The organism is Amycolatopsis sp. cg5 (assembly GCF_041346955.1).
Lineage (GTDB): Bacteria > Actinomycetota > Actinomycetes > Mycobacteriales > Pseudonocardiaceae > Amycolatopsis.
In genome coordinates this window covers 1,122,054-1,146,120 of sequence record NZ_CP166849.1, presented here as the reverse complement: position 1 = coordinate 1,146,120, position 24,067 = coordinate 1,122,054, and the positions used below count along the sequence as shown (strand labels likewise).

Here is a 24,067-nt window from a genome sequence, read left to right as displayed (position 1 = left end):
ACGCCGACGATAAGCTACCGACCAGTAACGTCTGCTCGCCCCGCGCTCAGGGGGTCGTGAGTGTTTTCGCCGGTTAGAACCGGCCGTGCCACTCACGACCCGTTTCAGGCGTGGTTGAAACCGGTGGCGCCGACAGCGGCGTGCCAGTGATGTGACATCGACGCTCCGCACGATCCCGGTCAGCGACCTCCGGATCCCGCCGGAAAGTCACCTTTTTACCAGTTTTCCATCATCCATGTTCCGGATTCTCTGGGGGTTTCGGTGCGAAGACGTCTCATCCCGCTCGTGGCCGCCGCGCTGGCGGCCGGTCTGCTGACCACGCCGGTCGCGGCCGCCGCGCCCGGACCGCCGATCACCGAACACGCGACCACCGCGGGCGCCGCCGCCGCGGCCCGTGCCTCCGGCAAGCAGGTCGAGGCGCTCGACCAGCGGACCGAAACCACGCAGGTCTTCGCCGAGCCCGACGGCACCATGAAACTGGAACAGGCGCTGAGCCCGGTCCGGGTGCGCAAAGGCGACGGCTGGGCCGACATCGACACCAAGCTCGCCCGCCAAGGCGCCGCCGTACTGCCCGGCGCGACCTCGGTCCCGGTCGAGTTCTCCGCGGGTGGCAAGACGCCGGTCGTGCGATTCGGCGCGCCAGGCAAGAGGTTCAGCCTCACTTGGCCGAAAGACCTGCCCGCGCCCGTACTCGATCAGGAAACCGCCACCTATCCCGAAGTCTTCCCGGGAGTGGACCTCAAGGTCGTCGCGAAGCGTGACGGTTTCTCGCATTCGCTGATCGTGAAAACCCCTGAGGCGGCGAAGAATCCCGAACTGAAGACCGTCCGATTCGGACTTCGGACCGAGGGAATCTCGCTGCGTGTGGAGAAGACCGGCGCGCTGACCGCGGTCGACGACAAGGGCGTGACCGTCTTCCAGGCGCCGACGCCGGAAATGTGGGACGCGGGCAAGCAGCGGCGCGCGGTCGTCCAGACCGGGGTCACGGACGGCAAGCTGGTGCTGACGCCCGATCAGGCGCTGCTGAGCGACCCGGCGACGGTGTTCCCGGTGGAGATCGACCCGGACTGGACACCGAACCTGGCAGGCTTCGGCCTGGTCTACGCGGTGCCCGCGGCGTACCGCGGCAACAACTACTGGAACGGCGACGGCGACAACATCGCCAAGGTCGGCTTCAGCGACTACGACGTCCCCAAGGTGCACGTCCGGACGTACTACCAGTGGGACATCAGGGACCTGGCGGGCAAGCAGGTGCTCAGCGCGTCGGCGAGCTTCCTCGAATCCTGGTCGCCTTCCTGCACGAAGCGATGGGTCGAGCTCTACCGCACCGGCGCGTACGACGGCTCGACGTCCTGGAACAACCAGCCGGGGATCCTCGCGTGGCAGGACAGCAAGGAAGAGGCGCACGGGTACAACTCGAACTGCCCGCAGGACTGGGTCGGATTCAACGTCAGCGGCGGCGTCACGGCCGCGGTCAACGAGGGCAAGTCCTCGGTGACGTTCATGATGAAGCCGCCGGGCGCGACGGAGGAGCAGGAACGCGGGGATTCCTACGCGTGGAAGAAGTTCAAGCCGTGGGACACCAAGCTGACCGTCACCTACAACCGGGCGCCGCTCAACCCGAGCGGGCTGACCGGCGAGCCCAAGCCGGGGTGCGCGCAGGGCACGGACGAGATGTACATCAGCACCGCGAAGCCCATCGTGTCGGCGTGGGTCGACGATCCGGACGGCGACCGCGTGCAGGCGCAGTTCGAGTGGCGTAAGCGAGGCAACCCCGACACCCCGTGGACGACAACGCTGACACCGCAACAGGATTCGGGCGGCTGGTTCCGGGTGCAGGTGGACCTCGGCCGCTTCGTCGGCAGCGGCGAGAAGTACGAGTGGCGGGTCGTCGCCAAGGACACCCACGGCGTCTGGTCCGGCTACTCGGGGCCCTGCAACTTCATCGTCGACGTCACCCCGCCGAACAAGCCGCCCTTGGTGTCGTCGACGCTCTATCCCGAGCGCGGCACCGGCCCGGACGGCGGCGCGCCCGGCCAGAGCGGTGACTTCCAGTTCGACGCCAACGGGGTCACCGACGTGGCCGGGTTCCGCTACCGGCTGTCCGGTTCGGACTTCCGCACGGTGGCCGCGGTCGGCGGCAAGGCGACCGCGCGGATCACCCCGCTGACCGAGGACCCGCACACGCTCGAAGTCACCTCCTACGACTTCGCGGGCAACATGGGCACCGAGGCCAACACCAAGAAGTACGAGTTCCGCGTGGGTGTCCCGACCCCGCCGACCTCGCATTGGCGCCTCGACGGCCACAGCGACTACCGCGACCTGCTCGACGTCAAGGGCACGCGCAACGGGACGTTCCCTGACCGCGGCGCCGCCTGGGTGAGCGGCCGCGTCGGCAAAGCGCTGAGGAACGGCACCGACGGCGGCTTCCCCGTCGGCACCACCCGTCCACTGTGGACTCCGGCCGGTTTCTCGGTCAGCGCCTGGGTGCGCCTCGACACCGATCCCGGCGCCGGTTTCCACACCGCGGTGAGCCAGGACGGCAAGTCCAACAGCGGCTACGCGCTCGGGTACCACGGCGATTCGAGGTCGTGGAGCTTCTTCATGGCGACCCGTGACGGCCGCAACGCGGGCGGCGAGCTGCCGAACCTGGACGTGGCGCTGGCACCGAAGGCGACCATCGGCGTCTGGACCCAGCTGACCGGGGTCTACAACCCGTCGGAGCAGCGGATCATCTTGTACGTCGACGGAATCGAGGCCGCCACGGCGCCGCACACGACCCAGTGGTCCGCCGACGGGCCCGCGCGGTTCGGCGGCGGGCAGTGGGACGGCAAGTTCGGCGACACCTGGTCGGGCAGCATCGACGAGGTGCGGACGTACAGCCGCACGCTGTCGGATTTGCAGGTGGCGAACGCCACCGAGATCGACAAGCTGGCCGGGACGCCCGCCGTGCCGGAGACCACGCTCGCCTTCGACGAGGGCACCGGCACCACGAGCACCGAGGTCGCGGGCTCCTTCCGCCAGGCGACGCTGAGCGGCGGCGCGAGCTGGGGTCCCGGCCGCAACGGCACCCAGGGCCTCGTCGCCACCACCACGGGCACCGCCACGATCGAGGGCACGGCCGTGCCGTCCGCCAGCAGCTACACGCTGAGCGCGTGGGCGCTGCCGAAGACACTCGACACCAGCTCGCAGACCGTGCTGAGCATGGACGCCGCCTGGGGTCCCAGCGGCACCGAGGTCCTCTACGACGGCTCGCGGGGCAAATGGGTGTTCCGGATCAGCTCGACCAGCGCCGCCGATCCCGGCTGGTACGAGGCGGTTTCGAACGGCGCGCCCCACCCCGGGTGGACCCACCTGGCGGCCGTGTTCGACGCGACCACACCCGAGCTTCGCCTCTACGCCGACGGCGTCCAGATCGCGGCGAAACGCCTGCCCGACAAGCCATTCGAGACCGTCCGCCAGCCGGGCCTGCTCCTGCGCGTCGCGGGCAGCTGGGCCGGGCGCGCCGCGCCGGGCGTGCTCAACCAGTTCCGCGGGAGCATCGACGAGGTCCGCGTGTACCGAGGCGTGCGCACCGAGGACGAGATCGGCGACGAATACCGCTATCCGCTCCCCGACCGCACCGCGGGCCGAGCGCTCAACCGCTACGTCAACTCCGACGTCGAGTTCTACACCACCAACCAGCCGGAGGTGGCCGGCGACTACCGCCTGCAGGCCCCGCTCGGCAGGCTGGTGCCGGTCGGCACACCCGGCACCCGTGTCGTGTACACCTGCCTCTACGGCAAGGACACCTTCACCTCCGCCAAGGCCGATTGCGAGAACCAGCGCGTGCTCGGCGTACTCGGCGCGCTGTACGTCAACCCGCCCGCCGACCAGGTCACCCGGCCCATCTACCGGTGCATCCTGAAGACCGTCAAACCCGGCGAGCACTTCGAGTCGACGGACCCCGGCTGCGAAGGCAACACGCAGGAGGCGCTGCTCGGCTATTCGCTGGCCTACTCGGAGCTGGCCCGCCACATCCGGGTCGACGGCGCCACCACGGCCGACCACCTCACCGAGGTCTCCGACGTCCCGCCCGGCTACCGCCGCGAGGGCCCGGTCGGCCTGGTCTCACTGGTCGCCCAGGAAGGCACGGTCCCGCTGCGCCTGTGCCGCGACGGCAACGACGCGTTCACCTCGACCGACGCGAACTGCGAGGGCAAGACGCAGGTCAAGGTGATGGGCTGGATCTGGGCCGAACCACCGGCCGGGTTGAACACCGCGCCGCTCTACGGCTGCGCCACGAACACGTGGAACGAGCGGTTCGACTCCCAGTCCGAGACCTGTGAAGGCCAGCGCCTCCTCGGCCGCATCGGCTACCTCGCGACCGGCGCGAACTGGGCCACGGCCGCCCGCTGACCAGGGTCGTGAGCGTTGCGGGCGGTTCTAACCGCCCGCAACGCTCACGACCCCCAGTAAGGCCTGGCTGACGAGGTCACCTCGCGAGGCTCGGACGTGCCGCGAGTGGCTGAACGAGGGGTTCCCTGCTGCGTTGGGTGCAGCAGGGAACCCCTCGCTCACGATCTGGCCAGGCGAGGGCAAGGGGTCGTGAGTGTTTAGACCGGTTAGAACCGGCTACCACTCACGACCCCCACAACGGCCCGGCCCGCCGCGGGCGAGTGGAACCTCTGCTGCATCTAACGCAGCAAAGGTTCCACTCGCCCGCCACACTTGCCCTTCCAGCCAATAACCGGCCGTACTACTCACGACCCCCAGTAGGGCCGGGCCTGGTCCGCCGCATGACGGATCGCGCTTCCGTCCAGGGTCGTCGCGGTGGCGTCGATCCCCCAGTTCCGCCATTCGATGACGAACTCGAAGGGGCCGGGTGGGGGCAGCGGCCACAGCCACAGGCTTTGGTCACCCTGGTAGTGCCGGTCGTCGCTGCTGTATCCCCCGCCCGCCTCGACAAGCCGGGGAGCAGGCGGCCGCTCGGCCGGCGTCGCCCAGCCGCCGACGGCGTTGCCGACCGTGGTGGCGTTCGAGCCATCCGGAAAGCGGACACCGAATTTCATGTCGACTTCAGTCGGCTCCGGTGGGAAACCGCGCGTCGAATGCCTGTCGGTCAACGCTTTCCAGGTGGGCTCATCCGCCGCACCCCGCCGGACGGCGACTTGCACGGCGAAAACACAGCCTTCGGGAAATGCGAGGACATGCTGCAGCGCGACGACCGTGTCGCTCGTCCTGACCACGAACTGCGGGATCGGAACAGGGTGACCCAATATGTCGGTGGGCGGTCCTTGCCAGGCGCCTGTGTGCATAGAACCAAGATACCTTCGATCGCGAATCGGCGGTCCTGAATTTCGGGTGAGCGGACGGGTGGAATTCCACGCGGCGAGTGGAACTCCACCCGTGCTCGTCACTTCACGCTTTACAATCCGCTGATCGAAACGGACGGGCGGCCCGCGTAGCAGACGACGCCGTCGACAAGCTGCGCCACACCGCTGCTCACGTGGTCAAAGGTGTAGGAGCGCTGGTACAGGTTGCTCCAGGTCCACGCCCATGTCCCGTTGGTCGGTCTGCTCGGACCGCTCTGGTGGGACGTGCCGTTGGCGTCGCTGAGCGCCACCGTCCAGCTGTGGCTGACGGTACCGGTGTACACCGAAAAACCACTGCCGACCTGCACGTTGCTGGGGCCGGTCTGCCGTACGGCGATCCACGAGGAGCCACAATTCCCCTGCACTCGGTCGTAGTCCGAATTCGCCGGAGCCGCGTCCGTGTTCGCCGTGTGGCTCAGAATCGGGCTCTTGGGCAGCTTGGAATCGGGGTCAGCCGGAACCGACTGCCGGTCACCGTTGGGATAGGTGACGATCTTGTACCCGTTGGCCTTCGCCACCTCCTCGTTGAACCCCGCCACGTACATGCCCTGCCGCAGCTCCTGCTGCTGACCTGCGGATTCACCTGCCGGCGCCGGTGCGGCCCCGGCGGGGGCGACAAGGGTCAGCGCACTGATACCGGCCGCACCGAGCGCGGTCACGGTCAGTTGGACAAAACGCTTGGCTTTCGATTTCATCTTTCCCCATCTCTTGTTGGCACACATTCGACACCGCCACCGCATGACAAAGACAGCCGGGAACAATGCCGGTCAAAGTCAGTGGAACGAGAGGGAAGGACACCCCAGTTCATTGCCTCGCGACCCTTCCCCCAGCGTCACGAGCGGCAACCTCCATACTGCCGCCGACCTGATGGCGGTCGCCAGTGAATGACACCGGCCATCTATGTCCGGCCGCGAGAAAGCGCCTTCACGGAATCCAGTGCATCGAGGACGCCACTTGCGCTACTGTCGCCGACAGGGGAGTGATCGTCGAGCGCGGGAGGGGCCGCGGCACCGTGATCAACCAATTTGGGGACATCTTGCGACGCTATCGCGAACGAAGAACGTTGACACAGAAGGAACTGGCCGACAAAGCAGGCCTGTCGGAGCGGACGATCCGCCGATGGGAAACCGGTAAGCACCGCAATCCACAGCTGATGTCGGTCCATCGCCTGGCCGACGCGTTGTCCTTGGGCCCGGCCGAACACGAACTGCTGATCAGCGCGGCGCTGTCCGCCTCGGCAGGCCGAGAAGTTCGCACCGGGCAAGCACGGCTGTCACAAACCGGGACGCCGCCCTGTCTTGGCAGATGAACGTTGTCTCGCCAAGGGAGAAGAACTTGAGCCGGCTCACCACCGAAAGCCCCGCCAAACCGGGGCTCGACGAAATCGTTCCCTCACGGTACGCGCTGAAAGTCGGCGACATCGACGTGCTGGTCATCAGCGACGGGGTACTGCCGATCACCGCCTCGACGATGGCCACCAACGTGCCGCCGTCCGAGCTGACCGCCTGGCTGCGCGAGATGTTCCTGCCGCTGGACATGCTCGACTGGCCGCTGAACGTGGCTGTCGTGCGCAGCGGCGGCCGGACCATTCTCATCGATTCCGGCCTGGGCACGGAGTTTCCGGGCTTTCCGAGGGCAGGCCGGCTGGCCACGCGGCTGGACGCCGCCGGCATCGACCCGGCGTCGGTGACCGACGTGGTGCTCACCCACCTGCACATGGACCACATCGGCGGCCTGCTCGTCGACGGCCTGCGCGGCAGGCTCCGCCCGGATCTCCGAGTCCATCTCGCCTCCGCCGAAGCCGAATTCTGGGAAGCCCCCGACTTCTCGCGCACCGACATGCCCGCGCCGGTTCCCGACGTGCTCAGGACGACCGCCTCACGCTTCCTCGAGGTGTACCGCGGCCGGCTGCGGCCGTTCGAGACCGAGTACGAGGTGGCGCCTGGCGTGCTGATCCGCCGCACCGGCGGGCACACTCCCGGCCACAGCATCGTCCGGCTGGAGTCCGGCGGCGACAGCCTGACGTTCGCGGGCGACGCCGTGTTCCAGCCCGGCTTCGAGAACCCGGGGTGGCACAACGGTTTCGAGCACGACCCGGAGGAATCGGCCCGCGTCCGAGTCCGCCTGCTGACAGAGCTGGCGGCGAGCGGCGAACAACTGGTGGCGACCCACCTGCCGTTCCCGTCGGTCTGCCACGTGGCCACCGCAGGCAACGCTTTCCGTTTCGTACCAACGGTTTGGGACTACTAGCCGAGGCCACACCTCCCCCGCCGTAGCCCGAAAGCCACTTTCGTCAGATAGCACCTGCCGAAAGTGGCTTTCGGGCTTCCCCGAGGTCCTCGGAACTCATCCAGGTGCGAGAGCCAGGTACGAGGGGAGCCTTCATCCACGCTCGGTTCGGGTGAAGGAGGCCCTCACCCAAGCCCGACCACGCCCCTGCCGCGGACGGGGCAGCCGAGAAGGGGTCGTGAGTGTTTAGACCGGTTAGAACCGGCCATACCACTCACGACCCCCACGCCGAGCCGACGATCACGCCACCTTCGCGTTTCCGCTCAATAACCGCCCGCAACTCTCACGACGCCGTCGAAGCCGACCGCCATCGGCACCGGCCCGATCGCCATGACCGGCGCGGCCGAAGCCGGCAGCTCGATCCGGTAGGTCGTGCACAGCAGGCGGCACAGCAGCACCAGCTGACACAGGCCGAGCCCGGCACCGACGCACGCGGTCGGCGCCCAGCCGAACGGCACGTAGTGCTGGCCGCCCGCCGGCCCGTGGGACGCACCGGGCAGCCAGCGGTCGGGGTCGAAGACCTCGGGGTCGGGCCAGTGCCTGGGGTCCTGGTGCACCATCGCCGGGCTGAGCACGAAGTGCTGGCCGACCGCGAGGTCGTGGCCCGCCACGCACATCGGGGTGCGCACGCTGCGGGTCAACATCGTCGGGGAGGTCCAGCGGCGCAACACTTCCTTCACGAACCGGTGTGCCACGGGCGCGCAGCGGGTGCCGGAGCCGTACAGCTCGGCGGTGCTCACCGAGGCGAACTCGGCGGCGAGGCGGTCCGCCCAGTCGGGGCGGGTGACCAGCTCGTACATGACGCAGCCCTCGGCCGCGCCGGGCGGGCCGGCGATCGCGGTGAGGACGGCGGTGACGGCGTCGACGGCGCGGTCCATGCCGAGCTCGCCGAGTAGTTCGGCGATCGGCTGGGTGAGGTCCGCGCGAGGGTCACGCGAGCGGCGGCGCAGTGCGCGGCGGACGACCAGGCCCGCTTTGACCTGAATGGACAGTGGGCGCCATGAGCGCCACCATGGCGGGTCTTCGACGGCCTCGCCCAGCAGCCTGGCGAGTTTCGCGATCGCGTCTTCGGTGATCTTCGCACTGTCCGATGGGGACAGTCCGTCGAGCACGATCGGGAGCAGGGAGCGGAAACTGACCTCGTGGGCGAGCCATGGCAGGTTCACGGGCACGCCGGTCCGGGCGCGCAGGAGCGAATCCATCCTGGCGTCCAGCGCGGCGAGGCCCGCTTCGCCGCCGAGTGTGCGCAGCTGGGTCATCCAGGCCGAGCGGACGCGTTTCCAGGAGACCGGGGTGCTGGGCCTGCGCAGCAGGAGGTCGCGCAGGCGGTCGGGCAGCGTCAGGTCGGCGTAGTTGTCGGTGTTGGCCTGCGCGGCGGCGTCGGCGTCGAACACCATGAGCTGCCGCTCGGTCTGCCAGAACACGCCGCCCGCGGCCGCGCTCGGCCCGCGCAGGTCGCGCAGCACATCCGGGTCCATCGGTACTCCGGTCGCCGGGGCGGGGAGCGGGCCGTCCGGCCGCTCCCCGCCGGTCGGTCAGATGTGGTGGTACAGGTACCAGCGGTACTGCCGGTCGGACTTGCGGATGTTCAGCGCGGACAGCGTGGCGCGGAAGATCTTCGACAAGGTGCTCACCTCCCCTCAGGCGGCGAAACGGGGTCCAGCCGCAGGTGGAACCTCGGTGGCGCGAGCGCCGCCGAGACCTGGGGCCGGGACGTCGGTGCGGTGACGTGGAGCCGGTAGGCCGAGGTGATCAGCCCGACGAGTGCCTCGGTCACCTGGGTCGCGACGCCGGCGCCGGTGCAGGCGTGCGGTCCCCAGCCGAACGGGATGAACGCCTCCTGGCCCGCGCCCTCGGCCCACCGGTCGGGGCGGAACTCGTCCGGTTCGGTCCAGTGCGCGGGATCGCGGTGCACGAGGTAACTGCAGACGACGACCTCGTCGGCGGGTTTCGCGGTGAGTTCGGCGAGCTGGTGCTCACGGTTGGGGGTGCGGCCGAACAGCCACGCCACCGGCCACAACCGCAGCGCCTCGCGCACCACCCACGCCGGGTGCGCGGGCTCCTCGTCCGAGGTGCCCACCAGGTAGAGCGACCAGCCGAGCAGGAAACCGACCGAGCCCGCGACCGCGAACAGGCAGGAAAGGAACACCTCGGCGAGGTCGGCGTCACGGGTGCGCGCGGTCGCCGCGGCCGCGACGACGTCGAGCAGGTCGGCGGGCTCGGCGGCGGGACGCGCGCGCCGGGCGGCGATCTCCGCGCACAGTGTCCGTGTCACGCGGGCGCGGAACCGGTGGCGGGCGAACCGGGAATACCGCTCGCGCGCCCCGGCCAGCACCGCCCGTTCGACGATCTGGTCCACCACCGCGCGCAGCGCGGCCGAGGGCGCGGCGCCGATCAGCGCCGGGCGGAAATGCTCGTACACGATCCGGTTTCCCGCGTCCGGCCACTGACTTCCCGGCGCCAGCCCGGAGACGAGCGCGGGTAATTCGTCCGCGTGGTCGTTCGCGTGGCGCCGGAGCAGCACCCGCGCGGCCCGCCCGATTTCGACCTGAGCGGACCGCGGTGCGAAGTTTCCCGTCTTGATCCGGAAGAAATCGGAATGCTCCCGGAAAATGCCGTCATTGTTCGCCAATATCTCTTTCGCGAGCGCCGGATCGGAAACGTAGATCTCACCGCGTCGCCTGGTGAACACCGCGCCGCGATCGCGGCGGAGCTCACCGAGCACCCCCAGCGGATCGGTATCCATGCCCGCTCCCTCGAACAACCCCAATGGGTAAAGGAAAAACCGGAACTCAGCTAACCGCCGCCTCGAAGAGACTGTCAATACCCCATGACGCTGACGACCGAATGGCCTCCGAGTACTTTCCTGCATTCAGTTGCGGTCATTCTCGACCGAATGGCGTCACCCAGGCGTGCACTGAATTGCTACGTGTCCACTCACTCGCTCTGCGTGGCCGGAACAATTTTCACGGATACGGTGATTCGATCATCCGGGACGGCATTTTTCACCACGGGAAGTCTTTCTGGATGGCGGCCGAGATCGGCGTGAGGTCGGCGACGAGGCTCTCGACCTCATCGGGGCTCACCACGTTGTAGGGCGCCTCGGCGAGCCGGTCGGTCATCGCCTCGACACGTTCCTTCGTCGCCCGGCCCTCGGCGGTGAGCCACCCGTCTTCCCCGACGAGGCCACGGTCGCGCATGCCGTCGATGACGGCGGTCAGCTGCGCGGCGGGCAGGTGGTGGACCCGGCCGAACTCGTGCGCGGGCATGTCCATGGACAGCGCGAAGAGCACATGCGCCTCCGTCCCGCCGATGCCCTCGGTCAGCAGCGCGGCGTTGTGGCCGTCGCCGCGGTGCTCACGCAGCAGGGTGGCCGCGTGCCACAGCCGGGCCACGGGCTCCTCCGGCACCGGGAGCCTGCGCAGCGCGGCGAACAGGGCGCGTCCTTCGACCGGCGCGCTGGTCGCCGCCCTCAGCAGCAGGTCCGCGGCGCGAGCGACGCCGGGGTCATCGGCGAGGTCACCGGCGACCCGCCGGATCGCCGCGACACAGCCCCGCTCGCGCGCCTCCAGCGCCGCCTCCGGTGTGGTCAGCTCCCACACCTTCGGGATGTGGCGTGCCACTTCACCGGGCGCGAAGTTGTAGAAGACCGCGTGCACCACCTCGGCGGGCACGGACCGGCCGAACGGCGCGGCCCGCCCGGCGAAGTAGGCGTCCCACTGGTTGCGCAGGCCCAGCGCCATCAGCGCGTCGTCGGCGCCGTCGGTGAGGTAGGGCACCACGCCGATCGGCTCGATCAGGTCGTACATGCGGCGGGCGACGGGTGCGGGGTGCGACATTTCGATCTCCTGTGTGCTCCGGCGGCGCCTCACTGGCGGCCACTCACCCACTCCACGAACGGCACCCCCGGGATTCGACATCCCGGGTTTCAAGAATTTTCAAATCTTTTGGTGAGCATCCTGTCACCATGAGTGACCAGGTCGCCCGGGTAGTAATTTCCACCTATGACCGAGGGTGTGCCGCGTCTTCATGTCGGCTGCGCGATGTGGAACCACAAGGCCTGGCCCGGCCGTTTCCTGCCGCAATCCCTGCCGGCGGCCGAGCGCCTGCGCGCCTACGCGGGCTGGTGCAACGCGGTCGAGGGCAACACCACCTTCTACGCGACCCCCGCCCGCACCACCGTCGAGACCTGGGCCCAGCAGACCGGTCCCGACTTCCGCTTCATCGTCAAACTCCCCAAGCTCGTCACTCACGAGCGCCGCTTCGCCGCGGTCGAGACGGAGATGCGCACGTTCCTGGACGCCATCGAGCCACTGGGCGACCGAGCGGTCCTCTGGACCCAGCTCCCCGGCGCCTTCGCCCCCTCGGACGTCGACGCCCTCATCCGTTTCCTGCGCAGACTCCCCGCGAACCGCCGCCGCGCCGTGGAAGTCCGTCACCCCTTGTTCTTCACCGACACCGGCGCCACCGCACGACTGGAGTCGGCACTCGCCGCCGCGAACGCCGAGTGGGTCCCGTTCGACACCACGGTCTTCTTCCAGAGCCCGCCGACCAGCGAGGCCGAGCAGGACGCCTGGACCAAGAAACCCCGGCTCCCCCGCCGGACGCACGCCCTCACCGACCAGCCGATCATCCGCTACTTGGGCCGTGATTCGGTCGAGGAGACGGTCAACGGCTGGCAGCCATGGGCCGAAACGGTCGCGGGCTGGCTCCGCGAGGGCCGCTCGCCGACGGTCTTCCTGCACACCCCCGACAACAACGACGCACCCGAGCTCGCCCGCCGCTTCCACGACGACGTCCGGGCACTCGTCCCCAGTCTCGAAGCCCTACCCGAACCCGAGCCGATCGAGCCCGCGACATTGTTCTGAGCAGGCCGCCTCAGCGAGGGACCAGACCGGCCCGGACAAGGTGCGGATTGGCGCGATACCAAGCAATCGTCCGCGCGATGCCATCGTCGTAGCGCGTCGGTTCGAAGTCATATCGCGAACGGAACTTCCCCGAGTCCACGACGAACGGCTGCTCGAACTGATACAGCAGCGACGCACCCTGCCGCACCACAGCGGAAACCGCTTTGAGCGGCCACACCCTGCTCGACGAAATCGTCACCGGTTTCGCCGCCTTGCCCACCTGCGCCCCGAGCACGCCCATGAACTCACGCCCCGTCGTCGGAACATCGTTCGGCACATGCCAAATTTCGCCATGCGCCGCGGGATCCGCGGCGACCGTGACCAACGCACGGGCGAAATCCCCGATGAAGGTAGGAGTGATCGGCAGCTCAGGATCACCGAGCCACACCGGCCGCCGCCCGGCCACCACCCGCCCGAACAGGTTCTGCCCCAGCACGGATTCGACCCGCGGCCCGTAAAGCTCGCCACCACGCGCGATCACGACCCGCACCTCGCCGCGATGGTGCCCGGCCATCGTCAGCTCGGCCAGCCACGCCCGGAACACCCCGAAGTCGGTCACCGGCCGAACCGCCGTGTCCTCCCGCATCGGCCCGTCCACCCGGCCGTACATCCAAGTGTCATCCGCGAACGCCAGCACCGCGCCCGCCGCACCCGCGGCCGCGCTCAGCGCACGGACGACCTCGGGAAACACCCGCATCCACTGCCCGAACGGCGGATTCACGCAGTTGTACACCACACTCGCCCCGGCGCAGACCTCCCGCATCCGCGCCTGATCACTCGCATCCGCGGCAACCCCCTCGGCTCCCGCGACAGCGCCGCCTCCCCGGCTGACCGCGAGCACCTTCTCACCACGGGCCACCAGCTCCTCGACCACCGCGGCCCCCGCGCCCCCGGTGGCTCCCACCACGACGTGCATCGCCCCTCCATCTACTCGGACAACTGTCCTAGTAGGATCGAAGATAGTATGACACTCGTCCTCCCACCAGTCCCGAAAGGGCGAACATGGGCAAGCGCACCGACAGCCGCGACCGCACCGTCGCCGCGGCCGAGCACCTGTTCCGCGCCCGCGGCGTCACCGGAACCGGCCTGCGCGACATCGTCGAGGCGGCCGGCACCGCCCGCGGCGCACTCGGCCATCACTTCCCCGGCGGCAAAGAGGAACTCGTACTCGCCGTCATCGACCACAACATGTCCCGAACGGCCGGCCTGCTGCGGGAAGCGGCCCAAACCCAACCCCGCCCCTCGCCCAGCGATGTCGTCCGCCTCCTCGTCGGCTTCTGGCGCGACGAACTCCTGCGAACCGACTACGCACTGGGCTGCCCACTCGTGGCGATGGTCGTCGACGACGTCGTGAACCACCCGCAGGTGCGCACCGCGGTCGCGACCGCGCTCTCCAGCCTGCAAGACCCCCTGGCCACCCTCCTTTCCCACGACGACACGACCCCGTCCCCCGGCCTCGCCATGGCACTGCTCGCCGGCGTCGAAGGCGCGGTAGTGCTCTCCCGCGCCCATCGCAGCGTCCAGCCACTGGACGAAGTCGAGCAGGTCTTCCTCACCCTCACCGCGCGTGAAGGGTGGGTGTGAGGCAGCCACCTTGAGCGCCCCACTCCCCCGGCCACGGTCTTAGCCTGGGTCCATGAACCTCATCGGACAGTTCCTCCGGGCCCGCCGCGAACTGGTGGACCCGGAGGAACTGGGCCTCGAGGCCGGGCCACGACGGCGGGTGCCGGGCTTACGACGCGAAGAGGTCGCGCTGCTGGCCGGAGTCAGCACCGACTATTACGTGCGGCTGGAACAGGGACGTGAGAAAAACCCGTCAGCCCAGGTAGTGGACGCGCTGGCGCGAGCGCTGCGGCTGGACGACGACGCGATCACCTACCTGCACGACCTGGCCCACCCTTCGGCGCCCCGCCGAAAGCGGACCGAGCAGCGGGAACGCGTGAGCCGCCACCTGGTGCAGCTGATGGACGCCTGGCCGCGTACCCCGGCGGTGGTGCTCGGCCGCTGCTTGACCGTGCTGGCGGGCAACCAGCTCGGCCGGGCGCTGTTCAGCGGCCACCCCCACAGCGACGATCTGGTCCGGCTGGTGTTCCTCGACCCGAGCGCGCGCGAGTTCTACCCCGACTGGGAACGCGTCGCGCTCAACACGGTCGGTGGCCTGCGCGCGGCGGCGGGGCTCGACCCCGACGACCCCCTGGTGATCCGGACCGTCGGCGAGCTGTCGGTGAAAAGCCCGGAATTCCGCAAACTCTGGGCACGCCACGACATCCGGCAGAAGACCACGGAGACGAAACGTTTTCACCACCGGCTGGTCGGCGATCTCGTTCTGCACTACGAATCCCTGACCGTGAACAGCGCGCCGGGCCAGCAACTCGTGGTGTATCAAGCCGATCCGGGAAGCCGATCCGAAGAGGCACTGGCACTGCTCGGCAGCCTGACCTCCGCATAAAAACCCGCCAATTCCCACCGGGGCGAAGCCATGCCCAAAACACCCCATTGTTTAAGGAGCACAAATGAGCATCACCACCCGCAAAGTCATTCTGGTGACCGGAGCGAGCAGCGGCATCGGCGAGGCCACCGCACTCCGCCTCGCCGCCGAAGGCCACCAGGTCGTCGCCGGAGCCCGCCGCGAAGACCGCCTGGCCGAGCTCGCGGCCAAGGTCCGCGCGAGCGGCGGCGCCATCGACATCCGCCGCCTCGACGTCACCGACCGCGCGAGTGTCACCGAGTTCGCCACCCGCGCCCAGCGCGAGCACGGCCGCGTGGACGTGCTGGTCAACAACGCGGGCGTAATGCCCCTGTCCCGCTTGGATTCCCTGCTGGTCGACGAGTGGGACCGGATGATCGACGTCAACATCCGCGGCCTGCTCAACGGCATCGCCGCCGCACTCCCGATCTTCCGCGGGCAGGGCGCCGGGCACTTCGTCACCGTCGCGTCCATCGGCGCACACCAGGTCGTCCCCACCTCCGCGGTCTACAGCGGCACGAAGTACGCGGCCTGGGCGATCACCGAGGGCCTGCGCCAGGAGGCCGATCCGAGCATCCGCGTCACCACGGTCAGCCCCGGCGTCGTCGAGTCCGAGCTCGCGTCGACGATCACCGAGCCAGGCGCGCGCGAGGCCATGCGCACCTACCGCGCCGACTCCATCCCGCCCGGCGCGATCGCCGACGCCATCGCCTTCGCTCTCGCCCAGCCACCCGAAGTCGACGTCAACGAGCTGATCATCCGCCCGGCCCGCCAACGCTGACCCATTCGGTCAGTGCTCGTCGAGAAAATCGATGATCCGCCCGAACACGTCGAGTGCCGCACCGCGTCCCAGGAACGCGTCCATATGTCCATAGCCGGGAATCTCCGTATATCGAACATCCAATCGCGGCTGGCGTCTGGCGAGGATCTCATGGCACAGCCGATTGGAATCCCGCCAGAGTTTGTTCTCACTTCCCGAAAGCAGCAGTATCGGCGTGTCGATGCGGTCCGCGCTGTCCAGCGCGTTCTCGGGAAGGCGGTCGTAGCGGTGATCGCGGGTGTTCCAGCGCACCACCGCGTGCGCGAGTTCGCTACGCCGCAGATGCGGCAGGGTCCAGGTCGGCATGGGCCCGAACAATTCGGCCAGCCGATCGTGCGTGCGTTTGGCGAGCTTCTCGTGCTCGAACAGCGAGGCGCCGGTCCCCCACGCGGAATTGTGCAGCATCTGGCAGGTCGGGTCCGGGCAATCCGCGCGCAGGGAGGCCAGCGCGAAGATCGGCGTGTACCTCGATCGCAGCCCCGCTTGCCTGATGTCCACGGGTATCCGGGTGAACCGCGACCGCAGCAGTTCACAGCCGAGGTGCACTCTCAATCGCGCTTTCGGCTCCAGTTTGGGGGTCAGGAACACCGAGTGCGCCACGACGCCGGCCAGCCCGGGGACGAGACCGGCCGCCATGGACATCCCCAGCGACATCGCGCCGACACAGTGGGACACCACGAACAGCTTCCGGTCGCCGATCCGCCCGCGGACGTACGACACGGCCTCCGGGATGTCGTACAGCGCGACGTCGTCGAACGTGTAGCGCACGCGCCCTTCGTTGTACGGCAACGCGCGGCTACCCCGCCAATCCAGCAGCCACGGCTCGTAGCCCGCGTCGAGCAGGCTGTCCACCAGGTTGCGGGTCTCGGACAGGGCGAACATCTCGCTGGACACGGTGAGCCCGTGGATGAGCAGCACGGCGGGGCCGCCGCTGTGCCCGCCGATCCGGCAGAGGCCCAGCTCCACGCCGTCGGAGGTGGTGAACGGGACCGGTTCGATGACGGCGCCGCCGAACCTGGCCGCGGTCAACGGCACCACCGGGGTCGGCGAAGTCATCGGGATCGCCCCCTTTTCCTGATCGTTTCGCGGTCCTGCGCGCGATCGGCGTCGGCCTGCCGGTCGATGGCGTCCCGGCGAAGGTCCAGCAGATCCGCCAGCAGGCGCAGTCCTGGTTCGGCGAGGCCCTTGCCCATTTCCGGCAGGAACCACCCGAGCCACGCCAGTTTGGCCGTGCGTTGCTCCTGAATGGACAGTCGTGGATCGACCCCGATGCCCTCGACCTGCTCTCGCAGATAGCTTTTCGACGGCACCTTCAGCACACCGGCGAAACTCGCGGGCTCCCCCTGTCTGCCGATTTCGACGGCGAGCGTCCTTGATTGCTTCCACAGATCGCGCCGGGCGCGGGCGGTTTTCCAGCCTTCCAGCCACCAGAGCCGCCCATCGGCGTCACGCAGGGTCAGCTGGTACCGCAACAACGGGTGCTCGAAGCCGTGCCGCAGCGGGATGCCAGCCTCCGGGCGGATCCATACCTCCCCGGACTCCACGGTCAATGGCCGCTCGTGCAGTTCGGCGCACTTCAAGCGCCCCTGCCGCACGTCGAGTGTTCGTTTTCCCTCGCGCAGCACCTGGTACATGCTCGCGATCGACAAGGTCAACCGCAGCGAGCACGGGGTCCTGGCCTGCTCGCCTGCCGGGCCGAGCTTGCCCTTCATCGTCTCGGGGAACCACAGGTGCGGCGGATCGTCCGGGCCGGGCGGCGTGATCAGGCCGTCACGGATCATCCGCTCGTAGGTCTTCAGGCCGCTCTTGGCGTCATAACGGACAGGTGCGGGGAGATCGTGCCGCGCGGCGAACGCCTCGGCCCGGGTGCCCGTCGCGGCGGGGCCCGTCAGGTTGGCTTCGCAGAGCTTCACCGCGGTCGGGCTGCGCAGCACCCTGGCCAGGAACTCCAGCTGGGGCATGGGGTCGGCTTCGGCGCGCGCCAGGAAGTCCGCCCGCCAGTCGTCCCACTCCATCACCACCACGTTGGCGCCGCCGAGCTCCCGGTCGCGGATCAGATCCGCCATCGAGTTCGGACGACCGGAAAGGTGGTAGTCGTGCCCCCACCCCGACGGCTCGTACACGATCGCCGCCGCCATCGCGCTGACCCAGTCCACCGGCGCGACGTTGAGATACCGGAAGGCCGGAATCGCGCCATGCCGGGAAAACGCCGCCATGAAGCCGGAGCTGAGGTCGCGGGCGTTGTACGCGCCGGTCCCGGTGTGCCCGCCGATGCCGCCCGGCCGCAGCACGGTCGCGGACAGCCCGCGTTCGCGGGCACGCCGCAGCAGGGCCTCCGCGGCCCACTTCGACTTGTCGTACCCGGTCACGAGCCGGGTGAGGTGGGCGAGTGGATCGTCCTCGCCCATCGAGGCGATGCCGATCTCGTTGAACACCGCGAGTGAGGAGACATGGTGCAGTGGTTTCGGCCTGCCCGTCATCGCGAGCTCGGCGAGCGTGCGCACGGCGACCACATTGGACAGACGCAGGGACGGGTAGCCGCGCAGGAAGTCCACCGCGGCGGCGACGTTGACCACCGAGTCCAGCTCCCGTGCCAGCCGGTCCCACTCGTGGGCCGGCAGCCCGAGCCGTGGCCGCCGGATGTCGCCGGCGATCACCCGCACCCGGCGGCGGACCTCGCCCGACCACGGCAGGTCCCAACCGGCCAGCGCGTCGCCGAGCCTGCGGGCCGCGTCCTCGTCATCGGCGCCGCGCACGAGGCACACCACCTGCGCGTCACCCCGCCTCAGCAGTTCGAGCAGCAGGTGACCGCCGAGGAACCCGGTGGCGCCGGTCAGCAGGATGACGCCGGGAACGCGTGGTGGCGGCGAGTCGCACCAGGGCAGATCGTCGGCCAGTGACAGGTCGGCCGCGATCAGCTCCAGATCCGAGCCCGCCGGTTCGGCGGCGGCCAGCCACCGCCCGGCGAGCCTGCCGGGCCGGGCGTCGGCGAAGACCTCGTCCAGCTCGAACCGCACGCCCAGCTCACGGTCGAGCGCCGCGACCAGTTCGACCGCGTCGACCGAGGACGCGCCCGCGTCGAACAGGTCCACGTCGGCGCTGATCGCCTTGCCTGGCAGCACTTTGCCCGCTTCGGCGACGATGGCCGAGGTCAGGTCCCGCACGGTCCAGTGGGCTCGGGGGTGTGCCGGTTCGGCGCCGGCGGGCACGGCCGCCGTCGATGGCCGGAGCGCGGCCAGCAGCCCGGCCACCCGCGCGGGCAGGTCGCCACCGCTTTCGAGCAGCTCGGCTTCGTACCGGCGGTCGGGCGCGGTCATCGAACACCTTCCCCGCTGTGCGTTTCGGGGTCCCAGTGCCGGAACCGCCGCAGCTGGGCCGGGGCGACGATCGCCTCCAGCCGCTCCTGATCGACCGGCCCTCCGCCCAGCGCGGAGACGAGGCGCCGCGCCGGGATGTTGCGAGGTGTGCGGTCAGCGACCAGGCGCACCGCGGTACACCGGAGCGCGCCGGCGCGATCGGCGAGCCAGTCGAGCAGCTGCTCCTCGACACCGCGGCCGAGCACGCGACAGCTCAACGCCCAGGTGAGCACTTCGAGCGTCGTGTTGTCCTTGCGCACCACCACCAGCCCGATCTGGCCGTAGTCCCCGAACCGGTCGCGGGCGGACGCGGTCCACACCTCGCCGTCTCGCTTCCGTTGCGCCAACGCCGATTCGTCGAGCGTCTCGGACCGCAGGGTGAACTGGGTCGTCCGGCGGACGAGCTGCACCGACCGCGCGGCCGACGCCGGGGTCAACGGCCGGACATCGAGTTCGAGCCCGAGCTGGTCGAGGAACTCGGCGTACGTCGTCCGCTCCCGCGCACGCGCGCGGACGCCCTCCTGGCGGTAGAAGTCGGCACGCGCCGCGTCCTCGGCCGTGGCCGGGCGCGGCACGATCGGCCACAGCCTCCGGAGGAAAGGGCCGAGTTCCCCGGCAGGCGGGCAGGTCACCGACAGCACCTGGGGAAGCGCCGACCGCATGGCGGCGATCTCCACCGGGTTGTCATCGAGGAACAGGAACGAATCCAGGCCGAGCTTCAGTTCATCGGCCACCGCCTCGACCCGCACCGGTTTCGGTTCCCAGCCCGCCGCGATCACGGTGAAGTGCCCGGCTCCCAGCACACTGTCCGGCCGGTCGAGCACGGCGCGCACCGTGGCCTCGTCGTTGTTCGACACCAGCGCCAGCAGCACACCCGCCGAGCGCCACGCCAGCAGCGCGCGGGCCAGCAGCGCACGCGCGCCGGTCAGCTTGACCGCGTCCGGGCCCGCTTCGCCCGCGACACCACCCCACAACGTCTCGTCGCCGTCGACCACGATCACCTTCGGGGGTGGACGGCGGATGCTCGTGAGGACGTCGGTGACGGTGATCGCGATCACCGCTTCGAACTCGACGTGAAACGGCATGTGCGCGAGAGCTTCGGCGCGTTCGTCAAAGGGCTCCGCGACCGAGAGCCCGCGAGTCCAGTCGTCACCTTCCAGCACCGCGATCCCGGGATGCCCGCGCAGCTGTGCGGCCAAATCCCGCTCCCACCGGCGGGTGCCGTCGTCCGCGGCGCGGTCCGGCGGGAACCCGACGATCAGCGGCATCCCGGTCCGGTCGGCCAGCGACCGCACTGCGTCGGCATACCGCACGCCGAGGTCGGTCAGCGACTGTTCGGTGACCGCGCCGAACCGGCCGAAGTCACCCGCGCGCAGCAGCACCACCCCCGCCGCGGCCGAGGGTTCGGCGAACACACCGGCCGGGTCGAGCAGGCCGGCCAGCACCTGGTGATAGGGCGCCTCGGCGAGGTCGAGCCCGGCTTCGCCGAGAGTGTTCGACAGCAGCGCGGGCAGGTTGCCCAGCGCGAAGGTGGCGGCGACGGCCACCGAGCCCTTCGGCCGCCGAGCCGGTATCGACGGGTCCTCGGCCACCTCCGCCAGCAAGGCGAGGAAGTCGTCGGCCAGCCGGGCGCAATCCTGTTCGCCGATGATGTCGAGGCTGTGGTCCCAGCGCACCTGACCCAGCGCCGGCAGGACCGTGACCATCAGGTCCACATCGGAGTATCCGGTGCCGACGGGCAGGATTTCCAGTCCCCGCACCCCACCCGGTGCCGACGCGAGATAGTTGAAGTACACCTCGACGAGCGGCGCGTTCTCCCGGTGCAGCTTTTCCCCGATCAGCACCGGTATGGCATCGAGGAACGAGGTGCCTTCGTCCAGCAGCCGTACCAGCCGGGTCTCGGTGCGGCGAAGCACCTCGAGAACGGACTCGCCAGCGGTCACCCGCGCGGGGAAAGGGAGCGGCACGCCGAAGAACCCGAGCGCCTCGGCGGCGCCGGCACGCATGCGGGTGTCCACCGGGACAGCGAGCGCGAACCGGTCCCGGTCCCGCAGCCGGGCCAGGAACACCTGCAGGGCGCCCAGCCAGACCGTGGCCGGGGTGATGCCGAGACCGGCGGCCTGTGCCGCGACCCGTTCCGCCAGGTCTTGCGGGACGGTCACGATCCGCGTCGCGGTGCGGAAGGTCCGTTTCGACGGCCGTGGCCGCGTCAACGTCAGATCGAGCCTGCGGCACCCGGTGAACAGTTCGCCCCATTCGGACGCGGTCGCCGGGTCGGCGGGCTGTGCCCGCAGCAGATCTTCGATGTCCTGATCGGACACGACGGCGGGGGCGTCGTCACCGGAGACCGCGGCGCCGATCTCGGCCGCGACCCGGACCAGTGACGAGGCGTCGGACACGGCGTGGTGCGCGCCGTAGATGAGCACCTGCCGCCCGGAGGGGGCTTCCAGCAGCTCGAACCGCCACAGCGGGGCCGACGCGAGGTCGAACGGTTCTTCCATGAGCGCGCGCAGCCGCCGCTCGACGTCCACGTCGTCGTCGACGATCGACCACCGCAAGAGCGGCAGGTCCTGGGCACGCGTGATCTCGAAGAGGTGACCGTGCTCCCCGTCCGGCACGATCGCCGTGCGCAACGCCGCGTGCCGGCCCGCGATCCCGGCGAGCACACCGGCCAGCCGGTCACGGGTGGTGGCAGTGCTCAGCCGGGCGGCGAAGCCGAGGTGATGCGTGACGCTCGGGGTGCCCCGCTGTTCGGCCCGCAGCAGCCGCGTCACATCCCTGGTGACCGGATACCGGAGCGCGTCGTCCCGTCGTGCCGCCACGGCTCCTCCCGCGGCAGGCTGGCTCATCAGGTGGTCCGCCAGGTCGTTGACACTGGCGCCACCCAGCAGCAACGCGACCGGCAGCGCCCGCCCGAAGGCGGTGTCCGCCCATTCCTGGGTCCGCATGGCCATGACGGAGTCCATGCCCACTGCGGACAACGGCACCCGGACGTCGAGCGAACCGGGCGCCAAGCCCATCAGATCACCGATCCCGGCACTGAGCCGCTCCAGCACCGGCTCGCGGAGATCAGACATTGCTCACACCGGCCACTTTCTCGCGTAGGTAGCGTTCCCGGCAGGCGCCGCGGCGGAGCTTGCCACTGCTGGTCTTGAGCACCAGGTCGGTCGCCACCACCACGTCATCGCACACCAGCCCATGGTCCGCGTGCACCTGCCGCCGGACCGCCCTGCCGATCTCCTGGACCAGCTCGTCGGCGGGGTCGGCGACGGCGCACTCGGCGAACACGATCAGGCGCTCCACTGTGGACCCATCGTCCGCCGGCGGAATCGAGAACGCCGCCACACCGCCCTTGCGGACGCTTCGGTGGCTCGCGCGCACACTGCTCTCGATGTCCTCGGGCGCGTAGTTGTGCCCATACAGGATGATGAGATCCTTCAGCCTGCCCGTCACGAAAAGCTCGCCGTGGCGCAGGAAACCGATGTCGCCTGTCCTGAGGTACCGGCCTGGGCCGCCGTCGGCGGTGCGGGCCTCGAACGTGGCCTCGCTCTGCGACTCGAGGCCCCAGTACCCCCGTGCCTTGGTCAGCGAGTCGATCCAGATCTCGCCGACCCGATCGCGAGCGCAGGGCATGAGTGTGTCGGGATCGACGATCCGCACCTCGGCCGACGGCTTGGTGACCCATCCACTGCCGTAGAACACCGCCGCCCGCGAATCCGGTTCCCCATCGACGGGGACCACCCGTCCGCGTTCGAGCTCGGCGCGATCGAGCGCCAGCCTCCCGCTGGTCCCCATACTGACGATGAGCGTGTGCTCGGCCAGTCCGTACCCAGGCCGAAAAGCGTCTTCACGAACACCGGTGCCCTGATACTCCGCGAAGAACCTCTCCATGGTGTCCGGTCGCGCGATCTCCCCACCCGACCCGAGCACGCGAAGCGAACTCAGGTCCCAGCCCGCCCGCTGCTCCGGCGTCGTCTTGCGCACCATCAGGTCGTAGGCGAAGTTCGGCGCGGACACATGCGTCCCCCGCGTCCTCGACACGACGTCGAACCAGATCGCGGGCCTTTTCAGGAAGCTCAAGGGCGAGATCAGGTAGGTGTGGACGTTGCCGAGCAGCACGCTCAGAATGAAACTGATCAGCCCCAGGTCGTGGAAGTGCGGAACCCAGCACACCCCGACGGAATCGGGGTTCAGCCCCAGGTCCAGGCGCAACGCCTCCAGCTCGTGGTGCAGGTTGCGGTGGGTGACCACCACACCCTTGGGCGCCCCGGTAGTGCCCGAGGTGTACTGCAGGAACGCGGGATCATCCAGTTCGGCGGGAACGTGCCAGAGCTCCGGCGCGCACGCGGATTCCCCCACTGTCTCATCAGGACAGAGCCACGGGACCGCGGGCCATCGAGCGTCGTTTCCCACCTTGACCATTTCGAGGTAAGGCCTATGGGTCAGCATCGCCCGCGCGCCACTGTTGTCCACGATCGCCGACAGCAGCCTGAGATCGTGCTCGAGCCGGAACGGGTTCGGCGGTGAGACCGGCACCGGGATCGCGCCCACCGCCAGCGAGCCCAGGAACGCGGCGATGAAGTCGAGCGAGGGCAGGTGCACCAGCACAACGCGGTCACCAGGCCCGATCCGCTCACGCTCGAGCAGCTCGCGGACCTGCTCCGCCCTCCCCGCGAGCTCTCGGGTGTTCACCTTCTCGGCGTCGTTTCCGTCCTCACCGACGAACACGAACAACTCACGGAACGGGTCCCGTTCGTACAGGTCGGCGAACGACTCGACAAGGGAACGTTCGGACACCAAGCCAGGATTTCCGGTCAGCTTCTTACCCCTTCATACCCCTGTGCCAAGAAAGACAGGACCACCCAGTCCCAGTA

The 24,067-nt window shown here is 69.3% G+C and carries 17 protein-coding genes; 7 read left to right on the top strand and 10 right to left on the bottom strand.

Annotated elements, in window-relative coordinates:
- Positions 1–261: 261 nt before the first annotated feature.
- Entirely contained in the window at positions 262–4,398 is a 4,137-nt protein-coding gene (locus AB5J62_RS05675) for a LamG-like jellyroll fold domain-containing protein (RefSeq protein WP_370947043.1), read from the top strand.
- A 344-nt stretch (positions 4,399–4,742) separates the two neighbouring features.
- On the opposite strand, the gene AB5J62_RS05670 is transcribed toward AB5J62_RS05675, so the two are convergent.
- Both AB5J62_RS05670 and AB5J62_RS05665 read right to left on the bottom strand, forming a co-directional pair.
- Positions 4,743–5,228 carry a hypothetical protein gene (locus tag AB5J62_RS05670; protein ID WP_370947042.1) on the bottom strand — a complete coding sequence of 162 codons (486 nt, stop codon included), beginning with the start codon at positions 5,226–5,228 and terminating at the stop codon, positions 4,743–4,745.
- Positions 5,229–5,407: 179 nt separating this feature from the next.
- Positions 5,408–6,049: a hypothetical protein gene (locus tag AB5J62_RS05665; protein WP_370947041.1), complete on the bottom strand. Its 642-nt coding sequence runs from the start codon at positions 6,047–6,049 to the stop codon at positions 5,408–5,410.
- Positions 6,050–6,333: 284 nt separating this feature from the next.
- On the opposite strand from AB5J62_RS05665, the gene AB5J62_RS05660 reads away from it, so the two are divergent.
- Complete coding sequence (locus tag AB5J62_RS05660; RefSeq protein WP_370947040.1) at positions 6,334–6,663, top strand: helix-turn-helix domain-containing protein; 330 nt, start codon at positions 6,334–6,336, stop codon at positions 6,661–6,663.
- Positions 6,664–6,689: 26 nt separating this feature from the next.
- A complete protein-coding gene (locus AB5J62_RS05655; protein WP_370947039.1) occupies positions 6,690–7,604 on the top strand; it encodes an MBL fold metallo-hydrolase in 915 nt (304 codons plus the stop codon).
- A 302-nt stretch (positions 7,605–7,906) separates the two neighbouring features.
- Here AB5J62_RS05655 and AB5J62_RS05650 read toward each other — a convergent pair whose 3' ends face one another.
- The 3 genes from AB5J62_RS05650 to AB5J62_RS05640 all read right to left on the bottom strand — a co-directional run bounded on the left by AB5J62_RS05650 (position 7,907) and on the right by AB5J62_RS05640 (position 11,482).
- Positions 7,907–9,121, bottom strand: a complete 1,215-nt coding sequence (locus AB5J62_RS05650; RefSeq protein WP_370947038.1) for a cytochrome P450 — start codon at positions 9,119–9,121, stop codon at positions 7,907–7,909.
- Between the two features lie 152 nt (positions 9,122–9,273).
- Positions 9,274–10,389 (bottom strand): cytochrome P450, encoded by a 1,116-nt coding sequence (locus AB5J62_RS05645; RefSeq protein WP_370947037.1) that lies wholly within the window; start codon positions 10,387–10,389, stop codon positions 9,274–9,276.
- 259 nt (positions 10,390–10,648) lie between these two features.
- The gene (locus tag AB5J62_RS05640; protein WP_370947036.1) at positions 10,649–11,482 is read right to left on the bottom strand and encodes a MarR family transcriptional regulator; all 834 of its coding nucleotides are present in this window, start codon (positions 11,480–11,482) and stop codon (positions 10,649–10,651) included.
- A 204-nt stretch (positions 11,483–11,686) separates the two neighbouring features.
- Here AB5J62_RS05640 and AB5J62_RS05635 point away from each other — a divergent pair, with 204 nt between their 5' ends.
- Positions 11,687–12,511, top strand: coding sequence for a DUF72 domain-containing protein (locus AB5J62_RS05635; RefSeq protein ID WP_370950192.1), 825 nt, complete (start codon positions 11,687–11,689; stop codon positions 12,509–12,511).
- Positions 12,512–12,521: 10 nt separating this feature from the next.
- On the opposite strand, the gene AB5J62_RS05630 is transcribed toward AB5J62_RS05635, so the two are convergent.
- The gene (locus AB5J62_RS05630; RefSeq protein WP_370947035.1) at positions 12,522–13,466 is read right to left on the bottom strand and encodes an NAD-dependent epimerase/dehydratase family protein; all 945 of its coding nucleotides are present in this window, start codon (positions 13,464–13,466) and stop codon (positions 12,522–12,524) included.
- A gap of 86 nt (positions 13,467–13,552) precedes the next feature.
- Here AB5J62_RS05630 and AB5J62_RS05625 point away from each other — a divergent pair, with 86 nt between their 5' ends.
- The 3 genes from AB5J62_RS05625 (at position 13,553) to AB5J62_RS05615 (ending at position 15,798) form a co-directional block, all read left to right on the top strand.
- On the top strand, positions 13,553–14,134 hold the full coding sequence (locus AB5J62_RS05625; protein ID WP_370947034.1) for a TetR/AcrR family transcriptional regulator: 582 nt from the start codon (positions 13,553–13,555) through the stop codon (positions 14,132–14,134).
- 52 nt (positions 14,135–14,186) lie between these two features.
- Positions 14,187–14,999, top strand: a complete 813-nt coding sequence (locus tag AB5J62_RS05620; RefSeq protein ID WP_370947033.1) for a helix-turn-helix domain-containing protein — start codon at positions 14,187–14,189, stop codon at positions 14,997–14,999.
- 64 nt (positions 15,000–15,063) lie between these two features.
- Positions 15,064–15,798, top strand: a complete 735-nt coding sequence (locus tag AB5J62_RS05615) for an SDR family oxidoreductase (protein WP_370947032.1) — start codon at positions 15,064–15,066, stop codon at positions 15,796–15,798.
- A 9-nt stretch (positions 15,799–15,807) separates the two neighbouring features.
- On the opposite strand, the gene AB5J62_RS05610 is transcribed toward AB5J62_RS05615, so the two are convergent.
- Genes AB5J62_RS05610 through AB5J62_RS05595 form a run of 4 tightly spaced genes read right to left on the bottom strand, consistent with a single transcriptional unit; the run spans position 15,808 to position 23,990 of the window.
- Positions 15,808–16,893 carry an alpha/beta hydrolase gene (locus AB5J62_RS05610; RefSeq protein ID WP_370947031.1) on the bottom strand — a complete coding sequence of 362 codons (1,086 nt, stop codon included), beginning with the start codon at positions 16,891–16,893 and terminating at the stop codon, positions 15,808–15,810.
- Positions 16,890–19,154, bottom strand: coding sequence for a thioester reductase domain-containing protein (locus AB5J62_RS05605; protein ID WP_370947030.1), 2,265 nt, complete (start codon positions 19,152–19,154; stop codon positions 16,890–16,892). The genes AB5J62_RS05610 and AB5J62_RS05605 overlap by 4 nt, the downstream gene beginning before the upstream one ends.
- A complete protein-coding gene (locus AB5J62_RS05600) occupies positions 19,151–22,270 on the bottom strand; it encodes an HAD-IIIC family phosphatase (protein WP_370947029.1) in 3,120 nt (1,039 codons plus the stop codon). The genes AB5J62_RS05605 and AB5J62_RS05600 overlap by 4 nt, the downstream gene beginning before the upstream one ends.
- The gene (locus AB5J62_RS05595; protein ID WP_370947028.1) at positions 22,263–23,990 is read right to left on the bottom strand and encodes a fatty acyl-AMP ligase; all 1,728 of its coding nucleotides are present in this window, start codon (positions 23,988–23,990) and stop codon (positions 22,263–22,265) included. The genes AB5J62_RS05600 and AB5J62_RS05595 overlap by 8 nt, the downstream gene beginning before the upstream one ends.
- Positions 23,991–24,067: the final 77 nt, after the last annotated feature.